The organism is Streptomyces sp. NPDC059373 (assembly GCF_042751495.1).
GTDB lineage: Bacteria > Actinomycetota > Actinomycetes > Streptomycetales > Streptomycetaceae > Actinacidiphila.
This window is the reverse complement of the sequence record NZ_JBHYXC010000051.1, coordinates 1-21,767: the sequence shown is the minus strand read 5'-3', so window position 1 is coordinate 21,767 and position 21,767 is coordinate 1. Positions and strand designations below refer to the sequence as shown.

Below are 21,767 nucleotides of genomic sequence, written 5' to 3'. Positions count from 1 at the left end.
GCCCATGGACGCTGTGACCCAGGTCCCCGCCCCGGTCAACGAGCCGATCCACTCCTACGCCCCGGGGAGCCCGGAGCGGGCCCGCCTCGAGGCGAAGCTGAAGGAGCTGGCCGGCAACCCGGTCGAGCTGCCCATGACCATCGGCGGCGAGCGGCGCATGGGCGGCGGCGAGCGCTTCGACGTTGTACAGCCGCACAACCGCGGTGCCGTCCTCGGCACCTACGCCAACGCCACCCAGGCCGACGCCCAGGACGCGATCGACGCCGCCCTGGCCGCCGCCCCGGCCTGGCGCGCGCTGTCCTTCGACGACCGCGCGGCGATCATCCTGCGCGCCGCCGAACTGCTGGCCGGCCCCTGGCGCGAGACCATCGCCGCCTCGACGATGCTCGGCCAGTCCAAGACCGCCCAGCAGGCCGAGATCGACAGCCCCTGCGAGCTCGTCGACTTCTGGCGCTTCAACGTGCACTTCGCCCGCCAGATCCTCGCCGAGCAGCCCCCGGCCAACTCCCAGGGCGTCTGGAACCGCAGCGACCACCGGCCGCTGGAGGGCTTCGTCTACGCGATCACGCCCTTCAACTTCACCGCCATCGCCGGCAACCTGCCGACCGCGCCCGCCCTGATGGGCAACGTCGTGGTCTGGAAGCCCTCCCCGACCCAGACCCACGCCGCGGTGCTGCTCATGCAACTGCTGGAGGAGGCCGGGCTGCCCAAGGGCGTCATCAACCTGGTGACCGGCGACGGCATCGCCGTCTCCGAGATCGCGCTGGAGCACCCGGAGCTGGCCGGCATCCACTTCACCGGCTCGACCAGGACCTTCCAGTACCTGTGGAAGACCGTCGGCAGCAACATCGAGAAGTACCGCAACTACCCGCGGATCGTCGGCGAGACCGGCGGCAAGGACTTCGTCGTCGCCCACCCCTCCGCCGACCCGGCGATCCTCAAGACCGCCCTCACCCGCGGCTCCTTCGAGTACCAGGGCCAGAAGTGCTCGGCCAGCTCCCGCGCCTACATCCCGCGCTCCATCTGGGAGAACGGCTTCAAGGAGCAGTTCGCGGCCGAGATCGACGGCATCACCATGGGCGATGTCACCGACCTGTCCAACTTCATCGGCGCCGTCATCGACGACCGCGCCTTCGCCAAGAACAAGGCCGCCATCGACCGCGCCCAGGCCGACCCGACCGTCGAGGTCGTGGCCGGAGGCACGTACGACGACAGCGTGGGCTACTTCGTACGCCCCACCGTGCTGGTCTCCAGTGACCCGGAGAACGAGATCTTCCGGGAGGAGTACTTCGGCCCGATCCTCGGCGTGTACGTCTACGAGGACGAGAGGTACGAGGAGATGCTGGCCCAGATGGAGTCGGTGTCCAAGTACGCGCTGACCGGCTCGATCATCGCCCAGGACCGTGCCGCCGCCGCCGACGCGATGGAGAAGCTGCGCTACGCCGCGGGCAACTTCTACATCAACGACAAGTCGACGGGCGCCGTCGTCGGCCAGCAGCCCTTCGGCGGCGGCCGCGCCTCCGGCACCAACGACAAGGCGGGCGCCGCGTCGAACCTGGCCCGCTGGACCTCCACCCGCTCCATCAAGGAGACCCTGGTCCCGCCGACCGACTACCGCTACCCGCACATGGGCTGAGCCTCACGCCCCCGGCAGAGCCCGGTCCTCCGCCGCCTCCAGCACGGTGACGGACGGGCCGGGCTCTTCGCCGTTCCCGTCGGCTTCGCCGTCGCTTTCGCCCGCCGGCTGCTGGCGGCCGAGCAGAAAACCGGTCTGGAAGCGGCTGCGGGCCCCGATGGCGTTCATGATCTGGGCGACATGGCGCTGGCAGCTGCGCTCCGACATACCGAGCCGGCGCGCGATCGCCTTGTCCTCCAGGCCCTCGGCGAGCAGGGCGACGATCGACTGCTTGACCTCGTCCGAGATCCGCTTGGTCGCTCCCCGGTCGAAGCCGACCGGAAAGGGATCGGCGTTCCGCCAGGCGTGGTTGAAGGAGGCGATCATGAAGTCGACGATGTTCGGCTCCCGCACCAGCAGTGCCGCGTGCGGGTTGTCCTTCACGCTGATCACCCCGATCCGGCGGTCGAAGATCAGCATCCGGATCAGCCCGTCGGTCTGGGTGCGCACCTGGGCGCCCAGCTCGGTCATCCGCTGGACGTACGCGATGGTGGGCTGGCTGTAGCGGGCCGGGTGCTGGTAGATCGTCCGCATCAGCACGCCCCGCGCGAGCATCCGCTCGTCCCGCTCGATCGCCTCCTGGAGCACCTCCGGGCGCCGGGCGCCGCCCGGTTGCGAGGTGAGCGCCTCCGACGTGCAGGAGTGCGCCAGCTCCTCGATGGTCTCCAGCACGGTGGGCAGATCGGTGATCAACTCCACCGCCCGGCTGCGCTCATGGGCCTGCGCCTGGGCCTCGTAGGCCGGGACCAGCGCCTCGAAGGTCAGCCGCAGCCGCTCGATCTCCTCCTGCTTCTCCCGGATCTGACGCTCCATCGGGGAGAGCATGCGGCCTGCGGCGATCCGTGGCGCGATGGCCGTGTACGCCTCCGGATCCTCGCCGACCCGGCTGAGCAGTCGCATGGCCACGAGGTCGCAGAGGGCCTTCTCCGCCGTGCCCGGGGGCAGTCGGAGCTCCGACAGGTCGTCGGGCCCGAAGGCGGGCCGACCGACGGCGAACCGATAGATCGCCAGTGCTTCTTGGCCTGGTTGCTCCCCCTGGACATGTCCGGCTATGTCCCGCAATCCATCCACCTTGTCACCTCTCGTATTGCCGCCATACGTGAATACCACCCTTGGTGGGACCGCACCAGGCGCCGACCGGCTGGCAGATTGAAGTCACGCAATCAAAACCGACCGACCGGTTGGAAAAGGTGGGGTGAACCGCACCCCGCCCTCACCGAGAGGAACGCTCATGCTGCGCAGCCGCACCCTTTTCGCCCTCCTCGCCGCCACCGCCGTCTCCGTCATGTCCCTCGCCGGCGCCTCGGCCGCCCAGGCCGCCGCGACCCCGGCCGGCATCACCGCCACGGCGAGCGCCGTGACGACGGTCAGCGCCGGCGACGACACGGGCTGGGGATGACCGGACCGGCCACCCAACCCCCTTCACGCGACCTCACTCAAGCCCTGGAGGCGGAGTGGACATCCGGCAGCTCACCACCTTCCGTACCGCAGCGACGGTGCTCAGCTTCACCCGGGCGGCACGGGAACTGAAGTACGCCCAGTCCAGCGTCACCGCACAGATCAAGAACCTCGAAGTCTCCCTGGGGGTCGAGCTCTTCGAGCGGGTCGGCGCAAGGGTCCAGCTCACCGAGGCGGGCCGGCGGCTCCTGCCGTACGCCGAGCAGATGGTGGCGCTCGCGGACGAGGCCCGGGGAGTGGCGGTCGGCAGAAGGGAACCGGCAGGTCTGCTGACCGTCGGCACCACCGAGAACGTCACCTCCTACCGGCTGCCCCCGCTCCTGGAGTTCTTCCACCACCGGTATCCGCTGCTCCAACTGGCCCTGCGACCGAGCCTGGGCGACGAGACCTGCCAGGCCCTCCGCCAGGGCGCCTTCGACCTCGGCTTCCTCACCGAGGCCGAGACCGACCACCGCGGCCTGCGCGGCGAGGTGCTCGGCCCCGAGCCGCTGACCCTCGTCGCGGCCCCCTCCCACCCGCTGGTCTACTCCCGTTCGGTCACCGTCGCCGACCTGCGCGGGGTCCCGGTGCTCATGCCACAGGCCGGCTGCGGCTACCGCGAGCTGTTCGAGCGGGCGTTGAGCGATGACGGGCGGCCCCAGCTGCTGGAGTTCGGCACCATCGAGTCCATCAAGTGGGGCGTGGCGGGCGGCCTCGGCGTGAGCCTGCTCCCGTCGGTGGCGGTCGCCGGGGAGCTCGCCTCCCGCGCCCTGGCGGCGGTGGCGTGGAAGCCGCCGTTCACCGTCTACAACCAGCTCGTCTGGCGGCGCGGCAAGCATCTGTCCTGCGAGATGCGGCTGTTCATCGAGCAGACGGTGCGCGTCATCGCGGAAGGGGCACCCGCCGTGACCCGACTGTCTAGTCTTACCGCGTGACCGAATCCATCACCGTACGCCCCCGTGCCGACCTGCGGCCGCCCGAGGTCGAAGCCGACGAGAAGACCACCCTGGTGGTCTTTCTCGACTACCTGCGCGAGTCCGTGGCCGCCAAGGCCGTCGGGCTCTCCGACGGCTCGGCCGCCGCGCCCGGCGTACCCTCCGGCACGAGCGTCGCCGGGCTCGTCAAGCACCTGACGGCGGTCGAACTCAACTGGTTCGTATGGGGTTACGCCGGCGAGGACGTCCCCCAGTGGGACGACGAGGCCCCCGCCGCCTCCGGCGACACGGTCGACGGACTCCTCGCGGACTACCGCGCGGCCGTCGACCGCTGCAACGCCGTCATCGCCGCCTGCGACGACCTCGGCCGCCCCGGCGTACGGTCCCTCCGCGAGACCCCCGCCCCCTCCATGCGCTGGCTCCTCGTCCACATGATCGAGGAAACCGCCCGCCACGCCGGCCACGCCGACATCCTCCGCGAACACCTCGACGGATCGGTGGGCCGGTAGTCCTCAATCGCCGGACGGGCTCAACTTCCCGCTTGGGCCAGCAGCTTCAGCGAGCTGTCGTACGAAGCGGGAGTGCGCAGCACGTCGTGGAGGCGGGCCCAGGCGTGCTCGCTGTCCCACCAAGGGGTGCCGGAGCGGGGCTCGAGGAGAGCCGTGGCGCGGGTGCGCCAGGTGTAGCCGGCGAGGTAGGCACGCCATTGGAGGCTGTTGGGGACGGCCATGAGGAGGCAGGCGGGGTCGTAGTCGATACCGAGGCCGGCGACGAGGCGTTCGGCTTCGGCGAGGAGCCGTGACGGCGGATCGCCGGCGGCCACGCGGTCGTCCAGGGCGACGTGGGCGGTGATCAGGGCGCGGGTGAGCGCGTCCTCGGCGGCGTAGAAGCGGGCGAGGCGGCCGCGTACGGAGTCGGGGACGCCCAGCAGGACGAGCCAGTCGGGGTCCTGGACGAGGCTCTCGACCAGGAGGGCCCAGCCTTCGGAGACGGCAGGGTCGAAGGACCAGCGGCCGGAGAGCGGGTGACCGCTGCCGCGGGCGGCGTGCTCGGCGACGTGGGCCAGCTCATGGTGCAGGTACTGCAGGTCGGCGGCGGTGCCGCTGGCGTAGACGGCCAGGACGCTGTGCCCGGGCAGCCGCACCGGTACGGAGGCGGCGCGGCCGGGGACGTCGAAGACGCCGGTGACGCGGTGCGTGACCGGGAGCAGTCCGCCGGCCCGGAGCGCGGCGGCCACGGCCTCCACGGCGTCGGGGAAGTCCGGCAGTTGCGGGCCGAACACCGTGCCCTGCTGCAGCCACCGCCAGCCGTGCTCGGCCCGCTGGGCGGGCAGTCCGCACGCGCGGGCCAGCCCCTCCAGCCCGGGGGCCGCGTCGGCGGGCCCGGCGGCGGGCCGGCGCAGCACCCGCACCGTCTCGGAGGACGGCACCCACGGCAGCCATCGGCCCTCCCAGCCGCCCGGCGCCGCCCGGACCTCCGCCAGCCATCGCCACAGCTCGGGCAGGGCCTGGTGGGCGGCGGCGCGCATGGTGCGTACGGCGGCGGCGCGGCCGTACGGGTCGGGGTTGAAGGACGCGTCGAAGGCGTCCGTGAGGTCGTACGCGGCGGCGGGCGGCGGGGGCGTGTCCAGGTCCTCGACCAGCCTGCGCAGGGGCCCGTCCGGCGCGTGCGCCCGCAGCAGCTCCAGCCCGCGCCGGGCGGCGGGCTCCTCGCCGACGCCGGCGATGCCGAGCTGTACGTCGGCCAGCGCGTCGGCCAGTGCGTCGGCCAGTGCGTCGGCCGGCGCGGCGGACAGCGGGTCGCCGAGCGTGGTCTCGGTCGCGATCATGACGCCGCTCCTGACGTGACCGGTGACGGGGTGGGTTCCGGGCCGGCGCGAAGTGCCCGCGCCCGCTGGTGCGCACCGGCCTGCCAGGCCAGCGGAAGGCCACCGGCGAGCAGGAGCAGGCCGCCGACGGTCCAGGAGGTGCGGACCAGGGACAGGTCGGACAGCAGCAGCCCCAGGACGGTGAAGCCGCCGCCCGCCGCGAGGCTGACGAGCAGGCTGTACGCGGACAGGGCGGTGGCCCGGGTCCTGGCGGGGATCTGCTCGTTGAGGGCGGCCATGACGCCGGGCTCGACGATGGAGCGGCTGGCGACGTAGACGATGTACCCGGTGAAGGCGGCCACCGCCACCGGCACCCACGCGGCCAGCACCAGCCCGGCCGCCCCGAGCACCGCCCCGGCGGCGAGCACCGGGGTGCGGGTGCGCCATCGCGCGACGGCCACGCCGACCACGACGGCGCCGCCGATGCCCAGCAGGTAGGCGACGCTGCGGGTGCCGCCGAGCAGCCACAACTGGCCGCCGGTGAAGGTGCTGAGGTAGACCGTCCACTGGATGCCCGGCGCCGACGAGGCGAGCTGGGGCAGCGCACCCAGCACCATCAGCTTGCGCAGTTCGCGGCCCGACCGCAGCAGCACGGTGACCCCGGAGGCGATCTCGCGCACCGAACGCACCAGATCCGCCCGGGCGTTGCCGCCGGACTTGGGCTTGCGTGGTTCCACCATGCAGCGGGCGGCCACCGCCGCCGTGACCAGGAACAGCACCGCGGTGCCGTAGAACGGCAACACCAGCCCGGCGCCCCCGATCAGGGCGCCCGCGATGGAACCGGCCACCACTCCCGCGTTCTCCCCGATCCTGGCCAGCGAGAACAGCCGGTCCAGGCCGCCGGAGCCGCCCGCCGCCTCGGCGGAGTCCGCGGCCCAGGCATTGAGCGCCCCGGCGGCGCAGGTCGAGCCGAGCCCGACGACCGCGAAGGCGGCGACCGCCGTACCGAAGCCGCCGGGCAGGGTCAGCAGGAGATAGCCCACCGCCCGCAGCAGATAGCTGAGGATCACGGTGGGCCGCCGCCCGATGAGGTCGGCCAGCAGCCCGGTCGGCACCTGGAACACCGCCTCCGACCACCAGAAGCAGGCCAGCACCAGCCCGACCTGACCGGCCGTCAGCCCCTCCTGCCGGAAGTACAGCACCCCGGTCGCGCCCCACAGGAACTCCGCGCACATGTCGAGCGAGCTGAGCGCGACGAAGACCCGGGTCACCCGTTTCAGCGAAAGCGCAGGGCTCATGCCACGAATCCCGTCCTGAACGCCGTACGCAGCACGGACGTGTCCTCAGCCCCGCGCGGCACCGGCACCGAGCCCTCCCAGAGCCACTCCATGGCGTCGATCTCCGGCCCCTTCAGCAGCAGTTGACTGGTCTCGCCGTCGTCGCCGACCCGCAGCAGCTCCACCTGGCGCTCCGGGTAGGGCGGTACGAGATGGATCGCCTCCGACCACGGCAGGTGCTCGCACCGCTCGTCGAGCTGGGCGGTCGTACGGGCGTGGTCGAAGGAGCACTCCGCGACCCATACGCCTTCCGCGAGCCGCAGGTTCTCCGGCCCCCGGTCCACCCCGCCGCGCAGCGGGCCCACCCGCAGCCGGGCGGCCTCCAGGCGCAACGCGTCCAGCGACCAGGCGGGCGCTCCGGCCGGCCAGGTGCGCAGCGCGTAGGCGTGGAAGGCGGCGTAGAGAGGCCCGGGCGCGGGGAACTGCCGGGCGAACTCGTAGTCCCGGTCGCGCCATTCGGGGCTGTTCAGGAAGCCGGTGAGCGGCGTCGGGCCGCCGAGTCCGCAGTGGACACGGAAGGCCAGCGGGAAGGCGCGGGACAGGTCGGGGCTGATCCGGCCCCGGCGGCGGGCGACTTCCTGCTCGAAGCCGCCGGTCATGGCGGCCCGCAGCAGCGAGGCCTCGCGGTAGGGCAGCCGGATGAGGGTGTCCTGCCGGGCGTCGGGGGCCGCGTACAGCAGGTCCCAGGTGGCTTTCATGAGGCGCTCGTAGTCGACGGTCTCGACGGTCATCGCTGCCCACCCTGCCCCGGCTCGGTCCCGAACCACCGGTGCACGGCGGCGGAGATCTGGTTGATGGAGGCCACCAGGTCGTCGTGCGGCATGTACTCGCATTCGGCCATCAGCGCCCGGACCCCGGCCGCCCGCGGCACCAGTTCCTCGGCCAGCTCCCACACCTGCGGGGAGACCCGGTAGGTGTGGTAGTCCTCGAAGAGGAACTCGCCGCTGGGCAGGGTGCGGTCGAAGTTGCCCGCGATGTGCACCTCGACGACCCGGTCCCAGCAGAAGTCGGCGTCCGACGGCTTCACCAGCTCGCTGTGCTGCTGCCGCCGCAGGCCGTACAGGTGGCCGATGTCCAGGGTCGCCAGGCAGCCGGCCCGGTCCACGATCTCGGTCATCAGCTGGAGGATGTCGCAGTCCCCGACCATGAAGGGATACGGCGCGTTCTCGACCGCCAGCGGCCGGCCGATCTCGTCCTGCAACCGCTGGATCCTGGGCACCACCCAGTCCACGGCCTCGCGGATCAGCGGCATCGGCACCAGGTTGTTGATCAGCGGTTCACCGCGCTTGACCCACTGGGCCAGGTCGACGGTGACCCACGGCGCGTCCAGCTCCTCGGCGCGCTGCCGCATGCGCTTCACGGTGAGGTCGTCGAGCGGGTCGTTGCCGCCGAGGTCCATGTCGATGGGGTGGTACGTGAGCCGCAGCCCGCGCGAGCCGAGCAGCTCCACCGCGCGGGCCGCCAGGTCCTCCTGGTCGGCGAGGATGCCGACGCTGTAGTACGTCACCGCGGAGTCGGCGTCGTCGGCGACCTTGGCGGCGAGGCTGATCTCGTCGTCGTCCGCCACCCGGGCCGCCAGCTCCAGCTCCATCGCGGCCTCGCAGCTGTACGCCACTCCCCGGGGGGTGGCCGGGATGACCGCGCTCACCGCAGCCTCCCCAGCGCGCCGGGTAGCACCAGGTCGGTGTCCAGGGTCAGGCCCGCCGTGGCGGCCTCCACCCGCTCGACCAGCTCCGGCAACGTGACCTTGTCATAGCTGAGCCGGGGGAGCAGCGCCGGGACGCCGCCCGGCCCGTCGGCGACCGGGAAGCCCGACATGGCGTCGTCCAGCAGGCTCTCCAGGAAGAGGTTCGGGGCGTGCCGCAGGGCGAAGGCGTCCAGCGAGTAGTGGGCGAAGACCTCGTCGTCCCAGGGCGTACGGGTCGGGTCGCGGCGGCCCGACTCCAGGGCCAGCTCCAGCTGGGCGAGGGCGTCGTCGATCCGCTCCTGCCACTCGCGGCGGAACCACTGCATCTCCCAGTACAGCCGGGAGACCGCCGGGTCCTCGATCAGCTCGCGGTGGTCGGGCAGCACGTCCGGGTCGAACTCCAGGCCGTAGCGCTGCTCGTAGAAGCCGCGGATCGGGGTGCCCTCGTACAGGATCAGGCTGGTGTAGAGGTGGTCGTGCGGCACGTAGTCGTACAGGCCGAGGGTGCGGAAGAACTGCATGTTGATCGCGATGTCCTGGAGCGTGGTCATCGGGTCGATCATGATGAAGTCCAGGGCCAGGTCCATGTCGTGCCGCTCCAGCAGCGCGAGCGCGGCGGCGTTGGTCTCCGGCTCGACCTCCTTGGCGAGGCGTTCCAGCATCGGCCGCGAGAAGCTCTCGACGCCCAGCTCGATGAAGCGCAGACCGCACTCCTTGAGCCGGGGGATGTGGTCGCGGGCGGCCAGGATCTGGTTGACGCGGGTGCCGAAGCTGAAGGTCAGCTCGGGGTCGAAGGCGTGCAGCGCCTCGGCGATCTCCACGCAGCGCTTCACCGAGACGAAGAAGTTCGCGTCGCTGAAGTAGATGTGCTGGTAGTCGACGCCGTCGGTCTTCCGGAAGAAGGCGATCTCGTCGGTAATCGACTTCGGGGAGCGGATGCGGTACCGCCGGCCGATGGTGAGCACCCCGCAGAACGAGCAGTTGTACGGGCAGCTGCGGCTGGAGTTGATGCTCAGCGCGCGCTTGAGGCTGCCCTGCACCTCGTCGAAGTAGGTCAGCGGGGGATAGCCGGAATGCGAGATGAAATCGGCCTGCGGGAAGGGGAGTTCGTCCAGCTCGCCGATGAAGTTCCGCTCGCAGTTGACCTTCGGGGCGCCGTCGGCGTTACGCCAGGTGGTGCCGGCGATCCCGGTGGGGTCGCCGCCGTCGGCGAGTGCCCGCAGGATCTCCAGCATGGCCTCCTCGCCCTCGCGCCGCACCACGGCGTCGACCAGCGGGTACTTGGCCATGATGTGCTCGTGGACGGCGGTCGCGTGCGGGCCGCCCATGATGATCAGCGCGTCGGGATTGCGTTCCTTGACCACGCGGGCCATCGTGATGGCGGGCAGGAAGGACTCGTTGTAGACGGAGAAGCCCACGATGTCGTACTCGCCCAATCCGTACTGCCGGGCGAGCTCCGCCGGATCGTCCTCGGAGTCACCGAAGTCGAATCCGTCACTGGGAAAACCGTGGTCGCGAATGTACGCCATGATGTAGGCGAGACCGATCGGCTTTGATTTCCGCCGGTCGCTGAAACCCACCGACGGATTGACGAACGCGATTCTCACGATTCCTCCCGGGCGTCCGTGACAGCGTCCGCGACGCTTGTCCAGGTGAGGCCGGTCAATGCGTCGACCGTGACGAGCTGTGCGATCAGATCGCCGGCCACCGGCTCGGTGGCGTCCTTTTCCGGCAGACCCTCGGTGATGATGCGCCGCCACAGCACGGAGGCGGCGAGATTCAGCTTGATGCACTGCCGGGCCGGCTTCGACACGGCAAGGTAAACGTGGTCGGCCTCGTCGAGAAAAGGAGCACCCGGCCGCGCCTGCAGGACATCCATGATCTTCTCCGCCCAATCCGGTGGCGCCCGGGACCCGTTCCGCGAAGGAAGGGGTCCCGGGCGCCGCCACGGTCATGCGAGGTCAGCTGGCGGTCTTGCCCAGCATCTTGGTGTAGCTGGCGTTTCCGAGGGACACGACCTTGGCCGCCGGCTGCTGCTCAACGGTCTTGAAGCCCTTGAGCTCCTCCTTGACCGCCTTCTCAACGCGCTCACGCATCGTCATGGCAAACCTCCTCGTATTGTTCTGCGTTTCGCCCTTTCGGGCTTCGCCGCTGTGTTGCGGCGACGAGAACGACTATGCGCTGCCCGCCAAGTGGCCCGCAATACCAAATCGATTGAGGATGCCGATGACCCCGATCGGCGGATTCGATTGTACAGTTTCACTGCACTGATCTGGGGTCGGCGGCCCCCGGCCGGAAGGATATGCCGGGTCAAGCTTCCGTGCACGAAGGAGACCCACAGGTCATGTCTGCACCCGCCATTGAGGAAATCATCCACATCCCCACGTTCGAAGGAGACCTCCTGCGGGCGTTCCCCGCGAGCGGAACGCCCGACGCCGCGACCCGGCTGCGGCTGTTCCGTAAACTGCACTCCCATTACGTCGCCTATATGGCCGGCCCGGAGAACTTCGCCGCCATACCCCGGCTCAATGCGGACCCGCAGATCACCGCCATCGAAACGGCCTGGCTGGCCTGGGAGGACGCCCAGGTCGACGAGGACTCGCTGCCGACGACCCCGGAGGAGTTCCGCAGCTGGTTCCTGGAGACCGCCGACCGGCACACCCAGCCGGAATTCTGTGCCTACCTCGCCGACGAGGCCACCCTCAACGAGATCGCCCTGTTCTTCATGGGCGAGGAGCTGGTGGACAGCAAGTTCGACGACCTGATGGCCCTGGTCCAGATCGGCACCGAGGGCCACACCAAACTCACCATCGCCGAGAACTACTGGGACGAGATGGGCGAGGGCGACATCGCGCACGTCCACACCAGGATGTTCGAGCACTCGGCCATCTACATGCGGGCCCACCTCGCCCGCAACGGCGTCGACTTCACCAACCTGCACTGCAGCGAGGCCTACGAGAACGCGTCACTCCTGCTCACCTACGGAATCCACCGCCACCTCAACCCGCGGGCGCTGGGCGCCATGGGCGTCCTGGAGCAGAGCGCGTCGCCACGCTTCCAGGCGATGGTCGACGGCTGCCGCCGGCTCGGCGTGCCCGAGGACGTCATCGACTACCAGCGGATCCACGTCCACGTGGACGCCGACCACGGCGAGGAGTGGTTCAAGGGCGTCTTCACCCCGCTCGTCGAGCGCTCGCCCGACCTGATGCGGGAGATCAGCCTGGGCATCCTGACCCGGGTCCGGATCGCCAACGCCTACTACCGGCAGATCTGGGCGGCCATGCGCGCCGTCCGGTCCGCCTGAGCCAGGGGAGCGCGATGTCGACCATGGCACCTGAGCAACAGCGCTCGCTGCTGCTCTTCCGCAAAGTCCGGGTGACCTCCTCCGACCAGGCCGTCTTCGTCGGCAAACTGCTGGTGGTCGCCGTGCTGCTGACCGCCGGCGGCTGGCTGGCGCTGCGGCCGTCCTGGCCGGCGGCGATCGCCGGGGCCTTTGTTCTCGGCGCGGTGTACACCCACATGGTGGAGCTCCAGCACCAGTGCCTGCACCACTCCGCCTTCCGTAACTCCAAGGCGCACCGCATCGCCGGCATCCCGCTCGGCCTCCCCCTGCTGGTGGTCTACAGCCACTACCGGGTGCGGCACCTCCAGCACCACCGCAGCCTGGGCACCCCGGAGGACTCGGAGTTCTTCGGCTTCGACACCCGGCAGCCGCTGACCTGGGGAATGCTAGCGCGCGGCTCCTTCGACTACGTCCGCGTGCTCACCGTGCTCGGGGAGATCGGCCGCAGCTTCACCGGCCGGTGGACGTACGACCTCGGGCAGATCGCCGAGCGCCGCCGCCGCGAGGTCGTCGCCGAGTACCGGCTGCTCGGCGTGGTGATGGCCGGCGCCGCCGGTGCGGCGCTGCTGGGCGCCGGCGGGCCCGTACTGCGGCTGTGGGTGCTGCCGCTGCTCTTCGCGATCCCGATGCACTTCCTGCTGGAGCTGCCCGAGCACATCCTGTGCGACACCGACACCACCGACGTGCTGCGCAACACCCGGTCCATACGCGGGAGTTGGCTCAGCACCTGGTTCACCAACGGCAACAACCTGCACGTCGAGCACCACGCGGCCATGGTCGTCCCCATCAACCGGCTGCGCGAGCGGCACGGCGAGGTGCAGATCCACGCGGCGTACGTCGAGCGGTCGTACGCCGACTTCTTCCGGCTCGTGGCCAAGGAGGCCCGGCGTAACGCGAGGAGCGCGCGATGAAGCGGATCAGTGAGGCACGGATCAGGGTCGAGGGCACCGCCATTCACCACTCCCGGCTGCTCAGCGGCGAGGCGGTGGCCGGCGCCCTGCGGATGTCCTGCGTGGGGGATGTGATCCGGGTCGAGGTCCCGGAGGCGGACTTCAGCGTGACCCTGGAAGCCGCGTCCCGGGGAGGAACGCGGCTGGCCTTCCAGTCGACCTTCCGGGAGGCCCGGCCGGCCGGCGGGACGTGGTGGGCGAGCTGGGAACTCGAACTGCCCGACGCCGCGCCGGTGGACCGGGTGGTGGGCGAGACCGTGGTGGCCGAGATCGCCGCCGCACGGAGCCGGTTCGGCCGGATGATCGCCGACGCCGGACTCCGTACAGCGGCCGGGCGCGGAGGCCGCGCCGCTCACGGCAGTCTGAGCGCGGCGGCCTGACCACCCCCGGCGGCCTCCTCCTCCACCGTCACGCGGCGGCGGGGGAGGAGGCCGCAGTGGTCACGGCGCCGCTGGAGGCCGCAGACGCCGCCAGCAACTGCCGGTGCAGCACGGCGAACCAGGGCGCGGCCACGGCGGACGTACGGGTCAGCAGGCCGATGGACAGCCTGGGCAGCCCCTCGGCGGCGATGTCCACCACCCGCAGCCCGGGCGCGCCGGTGAGGCAGGAGCGGGGCACCAGCGCCGCCGCCCCCAGCGAGACGGCCATCTCCTGCATCAGCCGCCAGTCCCCGGTGCGGGCCACCGCCCGTGGCCGGAAGCCCTGATGGGCGCAGCGCGAGACCACCAGCTCGTTCAGCTTGGACTCGGGCCTCGGCAGCACCCAGGGTGCCCGCGCGAAGGACGCGAGCCGCGTCCCGTCCGCCGCCGCCTGCGGCCAGGCGGCCGGCACCACGAGGGCGAACCGCTCGTCCCGCAGCGGACGGTAGGCCAGCAGCGGCCCGTGGGCCGGCTGCCCGGCGTCGCAGGCGGCGACCGCCACATCCAGCTCGCCGGTGCCGAGCAGCTGCTCGGCCTCCTGCTGCTCGGTCTCGAAGATCTCCAGCCGGAAAGGGACCGTGCCGCGCAGACTCTGCACGGCCGGCAGCACCCACAGCTGGAGCGCCGAGGCGAACGCCCCGATGCGCACCATGCGCCGGGCCGGCGCGCCGGGCAGCCGGGGGCGTTCCCGGCCGGACCCCAGCGCGCTCTCCCACAGCGCGATGATCTCGTGGGCCAGCCCCGCGATCTCCGCCCCGCCCCGGGTCAGCCGGATTCCCCGGCCATGCCGTTCGACCAGCGGAAAGCCGCACGCCTCGGACAGCCCCTGCAGTTGCTGCGACACGGCCGAGGGGGAGAGGTTCTGCGCTGCGGCGGCCGCGTGCACCGTGCCGTGCTGCTGCAGCGCCCTTAATGTCTTGAGTTGCTTCAGGCTCGTCACACAGCCAGGTTGGGCGACCGGGAGCCTCCCGGCAGTGGTGGCCGGTCGTCGTATTGCTGAATGGCGGCAACACGAGGGGCAGAAAGCGGATTTTCCGGGCGGCTGCGCGGGTCGCGCACGGCCGCGTCCGTGCAGGAATTCCGTACGGTCCTGGGGCCCTTGGCCTGGTCCTCCTAGCGTGACGGGTAAAAGGAGGGCCCTATGGCTGACAGCACGAACGACAGCGGTGCCGCCGGGGGACTGCTCAAGATCGGCCTCATCGGAGGCCTGAGTTTCCCGTCCACCATCACCTACTACGACCGCATCAACCGCATGGTCAACCAGCGGCTCGGCAGGGCGCATTCGCCCCGCATCGTGCTGGACAGCCTGGACTTCCAGCCGATGGTGGAGTGGCTGGCCGCCCGCAACGGGCCCGCCGTGACCGACGCCCTCGTCGAGTCCGCCGAGCGACTGGAGGCGGCGGGCGCCGACTTCGTCGCCATCTGCTGCAACACCGTCCATGAGTTCGCCGCCGACGTCGAGTCGCGGATCCGGCTGCCGTTGGTCAACATCTGCCGCTGCACGGCCGACGAGGCCGCCCGGCGCGGGGCGGCGACCGTGGGGCTGCTCGGCTCGTCCTTCTCCATGGAAGAGGCCTTCTACCGGGACGAGTTCGAGGCCCAGGGCATGAAGGTGGCCGTCCCCGCCCCCGCCGACCGCGCCTTCGTCCAGAACGCCATCGAGACCGAACTGCCCCGCGGCGACGTCTCGCCCGCCACCCGCGAGCGCTTCCTGCGGATTGCCCGCGACCTGCTGCGCGGCGGCGCCGACGTCCTCGTCCTGGCCTGCACCGAGATCCCGCTGGTGATCCGGCCGCAGGACATCGACGCCCCGCTGCTCGACACCGTCGAGGTGCACACGGCTGCGATCGTCGCCCACGCCCTCGGCCGGACCGCCGCTCCGGCCCTCACCGGGAGCCGCTGATGCGCGCCGCGTATCTCAAGATGACCCTCGCGACGGCGCTCCTCGGCTCCTATCTCGTCGCCAGCAAGATCATCCTGCGTGAGGTGCCGGTCTTCACCGCCACCTTCGTACGGTTGGTCAGCGCGAGCGTGGTGCTCGCGGTGTACGTCGGCGCCAAGTACCGCGGCGTCCGCTGGGAGCGGCCCAGCCGCCGCGACGGCACGGTGATCCTGGCCCAGAGCCTGCTCGGGGTCTTCCTCTTCAGCGTCTTCGCGATGTACGGCGTCAAATACACCGGCGCCATCGAATCCGGCGTCGTACTCGGCATGGTGCCGATCTCGATGAGCTTCGTGGCCCTGGTGTTCCTCAAGGAGTCCATGACCTCGCGCCGGGTGATGGGCATCGCCGTGGCGGTGGTCGGTGCGGTGGGCATCAATGTGCTGGCCTCCAGGTCCTCGGGCGGGGAGGCCGGCAGCAATGTGGCGCTGGGTTCGCTGCTGCTGGTCTGCGCCGTGCTGTGCGAGGCGGTCTTCATGACCTTCGGCAAGCTGCTGACCCGGCCCATCCCCCCGGCGAAGCTCTCCCTGCTGCTGTCGGTCACCGGCGCGCTGCTCTTCCTGGTGCCGGCCGGCTTCGAGTTCCACGGGGTGCTGCACTCCCACATCTCCTGGCAGACGTGGGCGCTGATGGTCTACACGGGCGTCGCGATCAACGGGCTCGCGGTGGTCCTGATGTACGACAGCATGGACAGCGTGGACGTCACCGTCGCGTCGGCCTTCACCGCGATGACCCCGGTCAGCGGGGCGATCCTGTCGGTGCTGTTCATCGGCGAGGCGCTGCACACGTACCACGTGGTGGGCATGCTGCTGGTCGTCACCGGGGTGTTCATCGTCGCGCGGGAGGCGCGTTCAGGGGCGTCGTCCGCCCCGAAGCCGGCGGATCTGCCGCCGGTGCGGGTTCACCACGCCGGGGGTTCGGCGGACTCCTCGAGCACCGTGCGGGTCCGGCTCAGGCCGTAGACGACCGTGTCCAGGAGAGCCGGATCCGGCTCTCCTGCGAGCACGCCGTCCAGCCCCCGGAAGAGCGAGCGGCCCACCATCTTCACGTCGCTGCGCACCGGCAGCTTCAGCAGCTGGTCGGCGGCCACCCACAGGAACGGGCCCAGATGTGACGGCGCCGGATCGGCGGGCCGGCCCGCCACGGCCACGTACTGGTGGTCCACGTGCAGATGCGGCCCGGACAGCCATGCGTCCGCCGGGGCCGGGAGGTGGACCACCCACCACGGGGCGCCGCCGCAGGGCCGGTCCGGGCGCTTCGGCCGGCCCGGCCGCCGGTCCGGCAGCACCGGCACCGGCGAGGTCACCAGCCGCGCGACCACGCCCAACTGCTCGGTCACCGCCCGTAAGGCCACGGCGTCCGGCGACTCCGCCTGCGCCACCGGCAGGCTCGGCGTCCCCCACTGCGCACTGCGCGCGGCGGTCAGCGGACCCAGTGCCAGCATCCGGACGCCCATCCTCCAGGAACCCTCCACGCGGCAGTAGACGAACGCGCTGGCGGTGGGATGCGAGGGGTCAGTCATGCGGCAGCCTTCTCTGGCGCGGTCATTGCCCCGACTATGGCATCGGGCCGGCCGGAGACGGCATGTGAGCAGGACGTCGGCTACCCGCATGGCAGGAACACGACGGGTCCGTCTCAGATAGTAGGAAGTCCGAGTAATTGTGGAGACAGACGGCCGGAGCTGTCCTAACTTTGTAGGAGCCGAACGTCTCGCTCCACCAGCGATCGGCGGATGAGAGCCGCGCCAGTTGGCGCAGGGCCACCCCCTGCCGTGCGTCTGCTCCCCGCCCGTTCTATGGCGACCTGTCGACTCCGATTCCCTTGGAGCTGTTCACCATGGACGAGACCGCCCGCAAGAACGCCGCCGAAGCCCTCCAGCGCGCCCTCGACCGCCGCGACAACGGTGGCCGCACGGGGCATGAGCCGCGCTGACGCGCGGCCCGGCCCCCCCTGCTGCCTGCATTTTCCAACGGCTGACCGCTGACTTCGCTTACTTCGCCTTGCGGGCCACCGTGAAGTGGTCGACCCGCTCACCGGTCTCCGCCAGCGCGGACACCGTGAGCGTCGTGGTGTGCCCGGACGTGGCCGGCTGGACCTCGACCGCCAGGAACGAGTAGCCCGTGTAGCGCACCCGGGACCATTCCACCGTCTCGTTGACCCTGCCGTCCTTGCCCGAGTGCCAGGTGTCCACGCTGTCCACGTCTGCGACGTGGCCCTCGTAGCTGTCCGGCACCGGGAAGCTGTAGAGGCTCCGGCCCGCGCCGCCCGCCGTGACGTAGACGATGCCGTCGGTCTCGGAGCGCACAGTCGTGCCGATGGGCGCCTTCTTGGAGACCGCGCCGGCCTTGATCGCGTCCGTACGCTCGTACACGTGGTTGTGGCCGTTGATCACCAGGTCGACACCGTGCTTCTCGAACAGCGGCACCCACGCCTCCTGCACCCCGCCCTCGGACGCGTGGGAGGTGGTGGTCGAGTACGAGCAGTGGTGGAAGAAGACCACGATGAAGTCGACGCCACTGCGCTTCCGCAGCCGGGCCAGCTCCTTGTCCAGCCATTCGGTCTGCAGGCCGCCGCTGATGCCGAGGTTGGCCGGGATCTCGTACGAGACGTCGTTCGCGTCCAGCGAGACCACGCCGACATTGCCGTACGTGAAGGAGTACACGCCCGGGAACTTCGCGGCGTCGGGGCCGTTGCCCGGCAGGGTCCAGCGGGCCTCCTGGCCGCCGTAGCCGTTGGGGGAGTACCAGGCCTCCATGTCGTGGTTGCCGACCGCGATCATCCAGGGGACCCGGGAGGCCACCGACTCGGTCTGGGCGAGGAACTGGTCCCAGGTGCGCGCGTCGTAGGTGTCCGTGTCGTGCCCCGAGCCCGAGGGGTCCGCGTAGCAGATGTCACCGGCGTGCAGGTGGAAGGACGGGTTCTGAGCCAGGATCAGGCTGTCGTTGGCGAGGGCGTGGTAGCTGACGCCCTGGTCGCCGAAGGCCGTGAAGACAAAGCGCTCGGGCCGCGCGGGGGCGGTGGTGAAGGAGCCGATGGTCGCGAAGGCCTGCGCCGTCGCCGGGTCGAAGCCCTCGTGGCCGACGCCGTAGTATTAGGTGGTGCCGGGGCGCAGCCCGTCCAGCGCGGCGTGCAGGTAGTACTGGTCGACGGCCGGGAGCGCGGAGGTGAGTGCGGGGGTGTGCAGCGTACGCACCTCGGCCTCGATCTTGCGGCCGAGGTCCCAGGGCTTGAGCCCGATCCGGACGAACGGCTTCTTCACCGCGAGCGGTACCTGCCACGAGATCCGGAACTGGGTCTTCGGGTCGGCGCCGAGGGCGAGGTGCCGGCCGAACGGCGCGACCAGCGAGCCGTCCACATGGCCGGTGGCGGGCGAGGTCAGCAGATCGGGTGAACCCGCCGATCCCGTGTCCGCGTAGGCCGGGGAGGCCGAGGACGCCAGCAGGCCCGTCCCGGCGGCCAGTCCGGCGGCCGCGACGCCGCCGCGGATCATCTTGCGGCGGGAGAGCTTCGTCCGCAGGTACTCGTGCTGCTCGGCCATGCTCATGCGGTCGGCGAGTCTGTCGTCGATCCCCATACGTGGTGTGTCCATGGGGCAAAGTTGCCACCCCGCGTCAACTACCGGCCGTCGAACGGATGAACGGCATCTGACCGGCGGCTCAAGTGTCCGCCATGCGGACATCAAGTGTCATTCCATGGGACGCGGAGTAAGGTACCGGCATGTCTCGCACCATCAGTCTCGCAGTGATCCCCGGTGACGGTATCGGCCAGGAGGTCGTGGCCGAGGGCCTCAAGGTCCTCTCCGCCGTCCTCCCGCAGGACGTCAAACTGGAGACCAAGGAGTACGACTTCGGCGCCAAGCGCTACCACGCGACGGGCGAGACCCTCACCGCCGCTGACCTGGAGCAGCTCAAGGCGCACGACGCGATCCTGCTGGGCGCGATCGGCGACCCGTCGGTGCCGTCCGGCGTCCTGGAGCGCGGTTTCCTGCTCAAGCTGCGCTTCGCCTTCGACCACCACGTCAACCTCCGGCCGAGCAAGCTGCTGCCCGGTGTCCCCACACCGCTGGCCGGCTCCCCGGAGATCGACTTCATCGTGGTCCGCGAGGGCACCGAGGGTCCCTACACCGGCAACGGCGGCAGTATCCGCACCGGCACCCCGCACGAGGTGGCCACCGAGGTCAGCCTCAACACCGCGTTCGGCATCGAGCGCGTGGTCCGGGACGCGTACACCCGCGCCCAGGCCCGCCCGCGCAAGAAGCTGACGCTCGTCCACAAGAACAACGTGCTGGTGCACGCCGGTCACCTGTGGACCAACATCTTCCACCAGGTCGGCGAGGACTTCCCCGAGGTCACGACCGACTATCTGCACGTGGACGCGGCGACGATCTTCCTCGTCACGCAGCCCGAGCGCTTTGACGTGATCGTCACCGACAACCTCTTCGGCGACATCATCACCGACCTAGCCGCCGCCGTCTCCGGAGGCATCGGCGTCGCCGCCAGCGGCAACATCAACCCCAGCGGTGAGTACCCCTCGATGTTCGAGCCGGTGCACGGCTCGGCCCCGGACATCGCGGGCCAGGCAAAGGCGGACCCGACGGCCACGATCCTGTCGGTCGGCCTGCTGCTCCAGCACCTCGGCTATGCCGACGAGGCCGCGCGGATCGACACCGCTGTCGCCGCGGACCTCGCCGAGCGCTCAGGCGTGCGGTCGACCGGCGAGGTCGGCGACGCGCTCGCGGCGCGAGTAGCCGGCTGACCGCCGGGAGTAACCGCTCCACCACCCCAGCAGTCGGCCCGGCGACTGACAGAGCACCTCTCGGGCCGCGCATGCACGACCACGGCCCCACCGCTGCGATAATCGGCGGTGGGGCCGCTGTGCGAGGGGAAACTCGGACGTCCTAGCAGTAGCAGGAGGACGGCGGGTGCGGTCCGCCTTGAACCTGACGGCCTTGACGGCAAAGGACATCACACACATGACGACGCCCACGATCGAGCTGAAGCCCTCCTCGCACCCGCTGTCCGACGCGGAGCGCGAGGCGATCCTGGCCAACCCCGGTTTCGGCCGGCACTTCACCGACCACATGGTGACGATCCGCTGGACCGAGGGCCGCGGCTGGCACGACGCTCAGCTCGTCCCGTACGCGCCGCTGTCCATCGACCCGGCGAACATGACGCTCCACTACGCCCAGACGATCTTCGAGGGCCTCAAGGCCTACCGCCAGCCCGACGGCTCCGTCGCCACGTTCCGGCCGGCGGCCAACGCCCAGCGCTTCCAGGCCTCCGCCCGTCGGCTCGCGATGCCCGAACTGCCCGTCGAGACCTTCATCGCCGCCGTCGACGCCCTCGTCACGCAGGACAAGGCATGGGTCCCCAGTGAGGGCGAGCAGAGCCTCTACCTGCGCCCCTTCATGTTCGCCACCGAGGTCGGCCTCGGCGTCAAGCCCGCCAACGAGTACCTCTTCATGGTGATCGCCTCCCCGGCCGGCGCCTACTTCCCCGGCGGGGTCCGGCCGGTCTCCATCTGGCTGTCCGAGGACCGCGTGCGCGCCGTCCCCGGTGGCATGGGCGACGCCAAGACCGGCGGCAACTACGCCGCGTCCCTCCTGGCCCAGGCCGAGGCCGCCGCGAAGGGCTGCGACCAGGTCGCCTACCTCGACGCCGTCGAGCACAAGTGGGTCGAGGAACTGGGCGGCATGAACCTGTACTTCGTGTACGGCAACAAGATCATCACCCCCGAGCTCACCGGCTCGCTCCTCGCTGGCATCACCCGCGACTCCCTCCTCTCCGTCGCCCGCGACCTCGGCTACGAATCCGAGGAGGGCCGCGTCTCCATCGACCAGTGGAAGCGCGACACCGAGAACGGCACCCTCACCGAGGTCTTCGCCTGCGGCACCGCCGCCGTCATCACCCCCGTCGGCACCGTCAAGTCCGCCCAAGGCGACTGGACCCAGTCCGCCGGCCGCCCCGGCGACGTCACCATGCAACTCCGCAAGGCCCTCCTCGACATCCAGACCGGCCGCGCCGCCGACCCCCACGGCTGGATGCACCCGCTCGGCTGACGCCGAGCGCCAACCCGCGTCGGGGGTAGGCCGTCCGCCTGAGGCGGCGGGCGCGCACTACGGCGGTGGGTGGTTGGGGCCGTGTTGTGCCAGCCCTCCCCCAGCCTTCGGCCGGGGGGACCCCCCCCACTCGTCCCAAGACACAGGCCGACAGACAACCCACAAACCCCAAAGGCAAAA

21 protein-coding genes and 1 pseudogene are annotated in these 21,767 nt (G+C 70.7%); 11 read left to right on the top strand and 11 right to left on the bottom strand.

What is annotated here, in order from left to right:
* Positions 1 to 4: 4 nt before the first annotated feature.
* Positions 5 to 1,636, top strand: a complete 1,632-nt coding sequence (pruA, locus tag ACFXJ5_RS36765) for an L-glutamate gamma-semialdehyde dehydrogenase (protein ID WP_384641400.1) — start codon at positions 5 to 7, stop codon at positions 1,634 to 1,636.
* A gap of 3 nt (positions 1,637 to 1,639) precedes the next feature.
* Here pruA and ACFXJ5_RS36760 read toward each other — a convergent pair whose 3' ends face one another.
* Positions 1,640 to 2,746, bottom strand: a complete 1,107-nt coding sequence (locus ACFXJ5_RS36760) for a LuxR C-terminal-related transcriptional regulator (protein ID WP_384641352.1) — start codon at positions 2,744 to 2,746, stop codon at positions 1,640 to 1,642.
* A gap of 160 nt (positions 2,747 to 2,906) precedes the next feature.
* Here ACFXJ5_RS36760 and ACFXJ5_RS36755 point away from each other — a divergent pair, with 160 nt between their 5' ends.
* The 3 genes from ACFXJ5_RS36755 to ACFXJ5_RS36745 are packed head-to-tail and all read left to right on the top strand — an operon-like array spanning position 2,907 to position 4,556.
* A complete protein-coding gene (locus tag ACFXJ5_RS36755) occupies positions 2,907 to 3,074 on the top strand; it encodes a hypothetical protein (RefSeq protein WP_384641349.1) in 168 nt (55 codons plus the stop codon).
* Between the two features lie 55 nt (positions 3,075 to 3,129).
* A complete protein-coding gene (locus ACFXJ5_RS36750) occupies positions 3,130 to 4,047 on the top strand; it encodes a LysR family transcriptional regulator (protein WP_384641346.1) in 918 nt (305 codons plus the stop codon).
* Positions 4,044 to 4,556 carry a DinB family protein gene (locus ACFXJ5_RS36745; RefSeq protein ID WP_384641343.1) on the top strand — a complete coding sequence of 171 codons (513 nt, stop codon included), beginning with the start codon at positions 4,044 to 4,046 and terminating at the stop codon, positions 4,554 to 4,556. Before ACFXJ5_RS36750 ends, ACFXJ5_RS36745 begins: the two co-directional genes overlap by 4 nt.
* Positions 4,557 to 4,576: 20 nt before the next feature.
* Here the strand turns inward: ACFXJ5_RS36745 and ACFXJ5_RS36740 are convergent, their stop codons facing one another.
* From ACFXJ5_RS36740 to ACFXJ5_RS36710, 7 genes are all read right to left on the bottom strand, one after another.
* Complete coding sequence (locus ACFXJ5_RS36740; protein ID WP_384641340.1) at positions 4,577 to 5,875, bottom strand: hypothetical protein; 1,299 nt, start codon at positions 5,873 to 5,875, stop codon at positions 4,577 to 4,579.
* Positions 5,872 to 7,152, bottom strand: a complete 1,281-nt coding sequence (locus tag ACFXJ5_RS36735) for an MFS transporter (RefSeq protein WP_384641337.1) — start codon at positions 7,150 to 7,152, stop codon at positions 5,872 to 5,874. Before ACFXJ5_RS36735 ends, ACFXJ5_RS36740 begins: the two co-directional genes overlap by 4 nt.
* Entirely contained in the window at positions 7,149 to 7,922 is a 774-nt protein-coding gene (locus tag ACFXJ5_RS36730) for a hypothetical protein (protein WP_384641334.1), read from the bottom strand. Before ACFXJ5_RS36730 ends, ACFXJ5_RS36735 begins: the two co-directional genes overlap by 4 nt.
* Positions 7,919 to 8,839, bottom strand: a complete 921-nt coding sequence (locus ACFXJ5_RS36725; RefSeq protein ID WP_384641331.1) for a multinuclear nonheme iron-dependent oxidase — start codon at positions 8,837 to 8,839, stop codon at positions 7,919 to 7,921. Before ACFXJ5_RS36725 ends, ACFXJ5_RS36730 begins: the two co-directional genes overlap by 4 nt.
* On the bottom strand, positions 8,836 to 10,485 hold the full coding sequence (locus tag ACFXJ5_RS36720; RefSeq protein WP_384641328.1) for a B12-binding domain-containing radical SAM protein: 1,650 nt from the start codon (positions 10,483 to 10,485) through the stop codon (positions 8,836 to 8,838). The genes ACFXJ5_RS36725 and ACFXJ5_RS36720 overlap by 4 nt, the downstream gene beginning before the upstream one ends.
* Positions 10,482 to 10,757: a hypothetical protein gene (locus ACFXJ5_RS36715; protein WP_384641325.1), complete on the bottom strand. Its 276-nt coding sequence runs from the start codon at positions 10,755 to 10,757 to the stop codon at positions 10,482 to 10,484. The genes ACFXJ5_RS36720 and ACFXJ5_RS36715 overlap by 4 nt, the downstream gene beginning before the upstream one ends.
* A gap of 82 nt (positions 10,758 to 10,839) precedes the next feature.
* Entirely contained in the window at positions 10,840 to 10,980 is a 141-nt protein-coding gene (locus tag ACFXJ5_RS36710) for a hypothetical protein (protein WP_384641322.1), read from the bottom strand.
* A gap of 242 nt (positions 10,981 to 11,222) precedes the next feature.
* Between ACFXJ5_RS36710 and ACFXJ5_RS36705 the strand changes: the two genes are divergently transcribed.
* The 3 genes from ACFXJ5_RS36705 to ACFXJ5_RS36695 are packed head-to-tail and all read left to right on the top strand — an operon-like array spanning position 11,223 to position 13,551.
* The gene (locus ACFXJ5_RS36705; RefSeq protein WP_384641319.1) at positions 11,223 to 12,182 is read left to right on the top strand and encodes an iron-containing redox enzyme family protein; all 960 of its coding nucleotides are present in this window, start codon (positions 11,223 to 11,225) and stop codon (positions 12,180 to 12,182) included.
* 23 nt (positions 12,183 to 12,205) lie between these two features.
* Entirely contained in the window at positions 12,206 to 13,132 is a 927-nt protein-coding gene (locus ACFXJ5_RS36700; protein WP_384641316.1) for a fatty acid desaturase family protein, read from the top strand.
* Positions 13,129 to 13,551, top strand: coding sequence for a hypothetical protein (locus tag ACFXJ5_RS36695; protein ID WP_384641313.1), 423 nt, complete (start codon positions 13,129 to 13,131; stop codon positions 13,549 to 13,551). The genes ACFXJ5_RS36700 and ACFXJ5_RS36695 overlap by 4 nt, the downstream gene beginning before the upstream one ends.
* A gap of 28 nt (positions 13,552 to 13,579) precedes the next feature.
* On the opposite strand, the gene ACFXJ5_RS36690 is transcribed toward ACFXJ5_RS36695, so the two are convergent.
* The gene (locus tag ACFXJ5_RS36690) at positions 13,580 to 14,530 is read right to left on the bottom strand and encodes a LysR substrate-binding domain-containing protein (protein WP_384641311.1); all 951 of its coding nucleotides are present in this window, start codon (positions 14,528 to 14,530) and stop codon (positions 13,580 to 13,582) included.
* A gap of 201 nt (positions 14,531 to 14,731) precedes the next feature.
* Between ACFXJ5_RS36690 and ACFXJ5_RS36685 the strand changes: the two genes are divergently transcribed.
* Positions 14,732 to 15,493 carry an aspartate/glutamate racemase family protein gene (locus tag ACFXJ5_RS36685; protein WP_384641308.1) on the top strand — a complete coding sequence of 254 codons (762 nt, stop codon included), beginning with the start codon at positions 14,732 to 14,734 and terminating at the stop codon, positions 15,491 to 15,493.
* Complete coding sequence (locus tag ACFXJ5_RS36680; RefSeq protein ID WP_384641306.1) at positions 15,493 to 16,491, top strand: DMT family transporter; 999 nt, start codon at positions 15,493 to 15,495, stop codon at positions 16,489 to 16,491. The genes ACFXJ5_RS36685 and ACFXJ5_RS36680 overlap by 1 nt, the downstream gene beginning before the upstream one ends.
* On the opposite strand, the gene ACFXJ5_RS36675 is transcribed toward ACFXJ5_RS36680, so the two are convergent.
* Together ACFXJ5_RS36675 and ACFXJ5_RS36670 are read right to left on the bottom strand one after the other, a co-directional pair.
* Entirely contained in the window at positions 16,431 to 17,051 is a 621-nt protein-coding gene (locus ACFXJ5_RS36675; protein ID WP_384641303.1) for a hypothetical protein, read from the bottom strand. The genes ACFXJ5_RS36680 and ACFXJ5_RS36675 overlap by 61 nt on opposite strands.
* A 468-nt stretch (positions 17,052 to 17,519) precedes the next feature.
* Positions 17,520 to 19,118, bottom strand: a pseudogene (locus tag ACFXJ5_RS36670) (purple acid phosphatase family protein).
* 128 nt (positions 19,119 to 19,246) lie between these two features.
* Between ACFXJ5_RS36670 and ACFXJ5_RS36665 the strand changes: the two are divergent.
* Together ACFXJ5_RS36665 and ACFXJ5_RS36660 are read left to right on the top strand one after the other, a co-directional pair.
* Positions 19,247 to 20,284, top strand: coding sequence for a 3-isopropylmalate dehydrogenase (locus ACFXJ5_RS36665; protein WP_384641300.1), 1,038 nt, complete (start codon positions 19,247 to 19,249; stop codon positions 20,282 to 20,284).
* Between the two features lie 217 nt (positions 20,285 to 20,501).
* Positions 20,502 to 21,587: a branched-chain amino acid aminotransferase gene (locus tag ACFXJ5_RS36660; RefSeq protein ID WP_384641297.1), complete on the top strand. Its 1,086-nt coding sequence runs from the start codon at positions 20,502 to 20,504 to the stop codon at positions 21,585 to 21,587.
* The last annotated feature ends 180 nt before the right edge of the window (positions 21,588 to 21,767 follow it).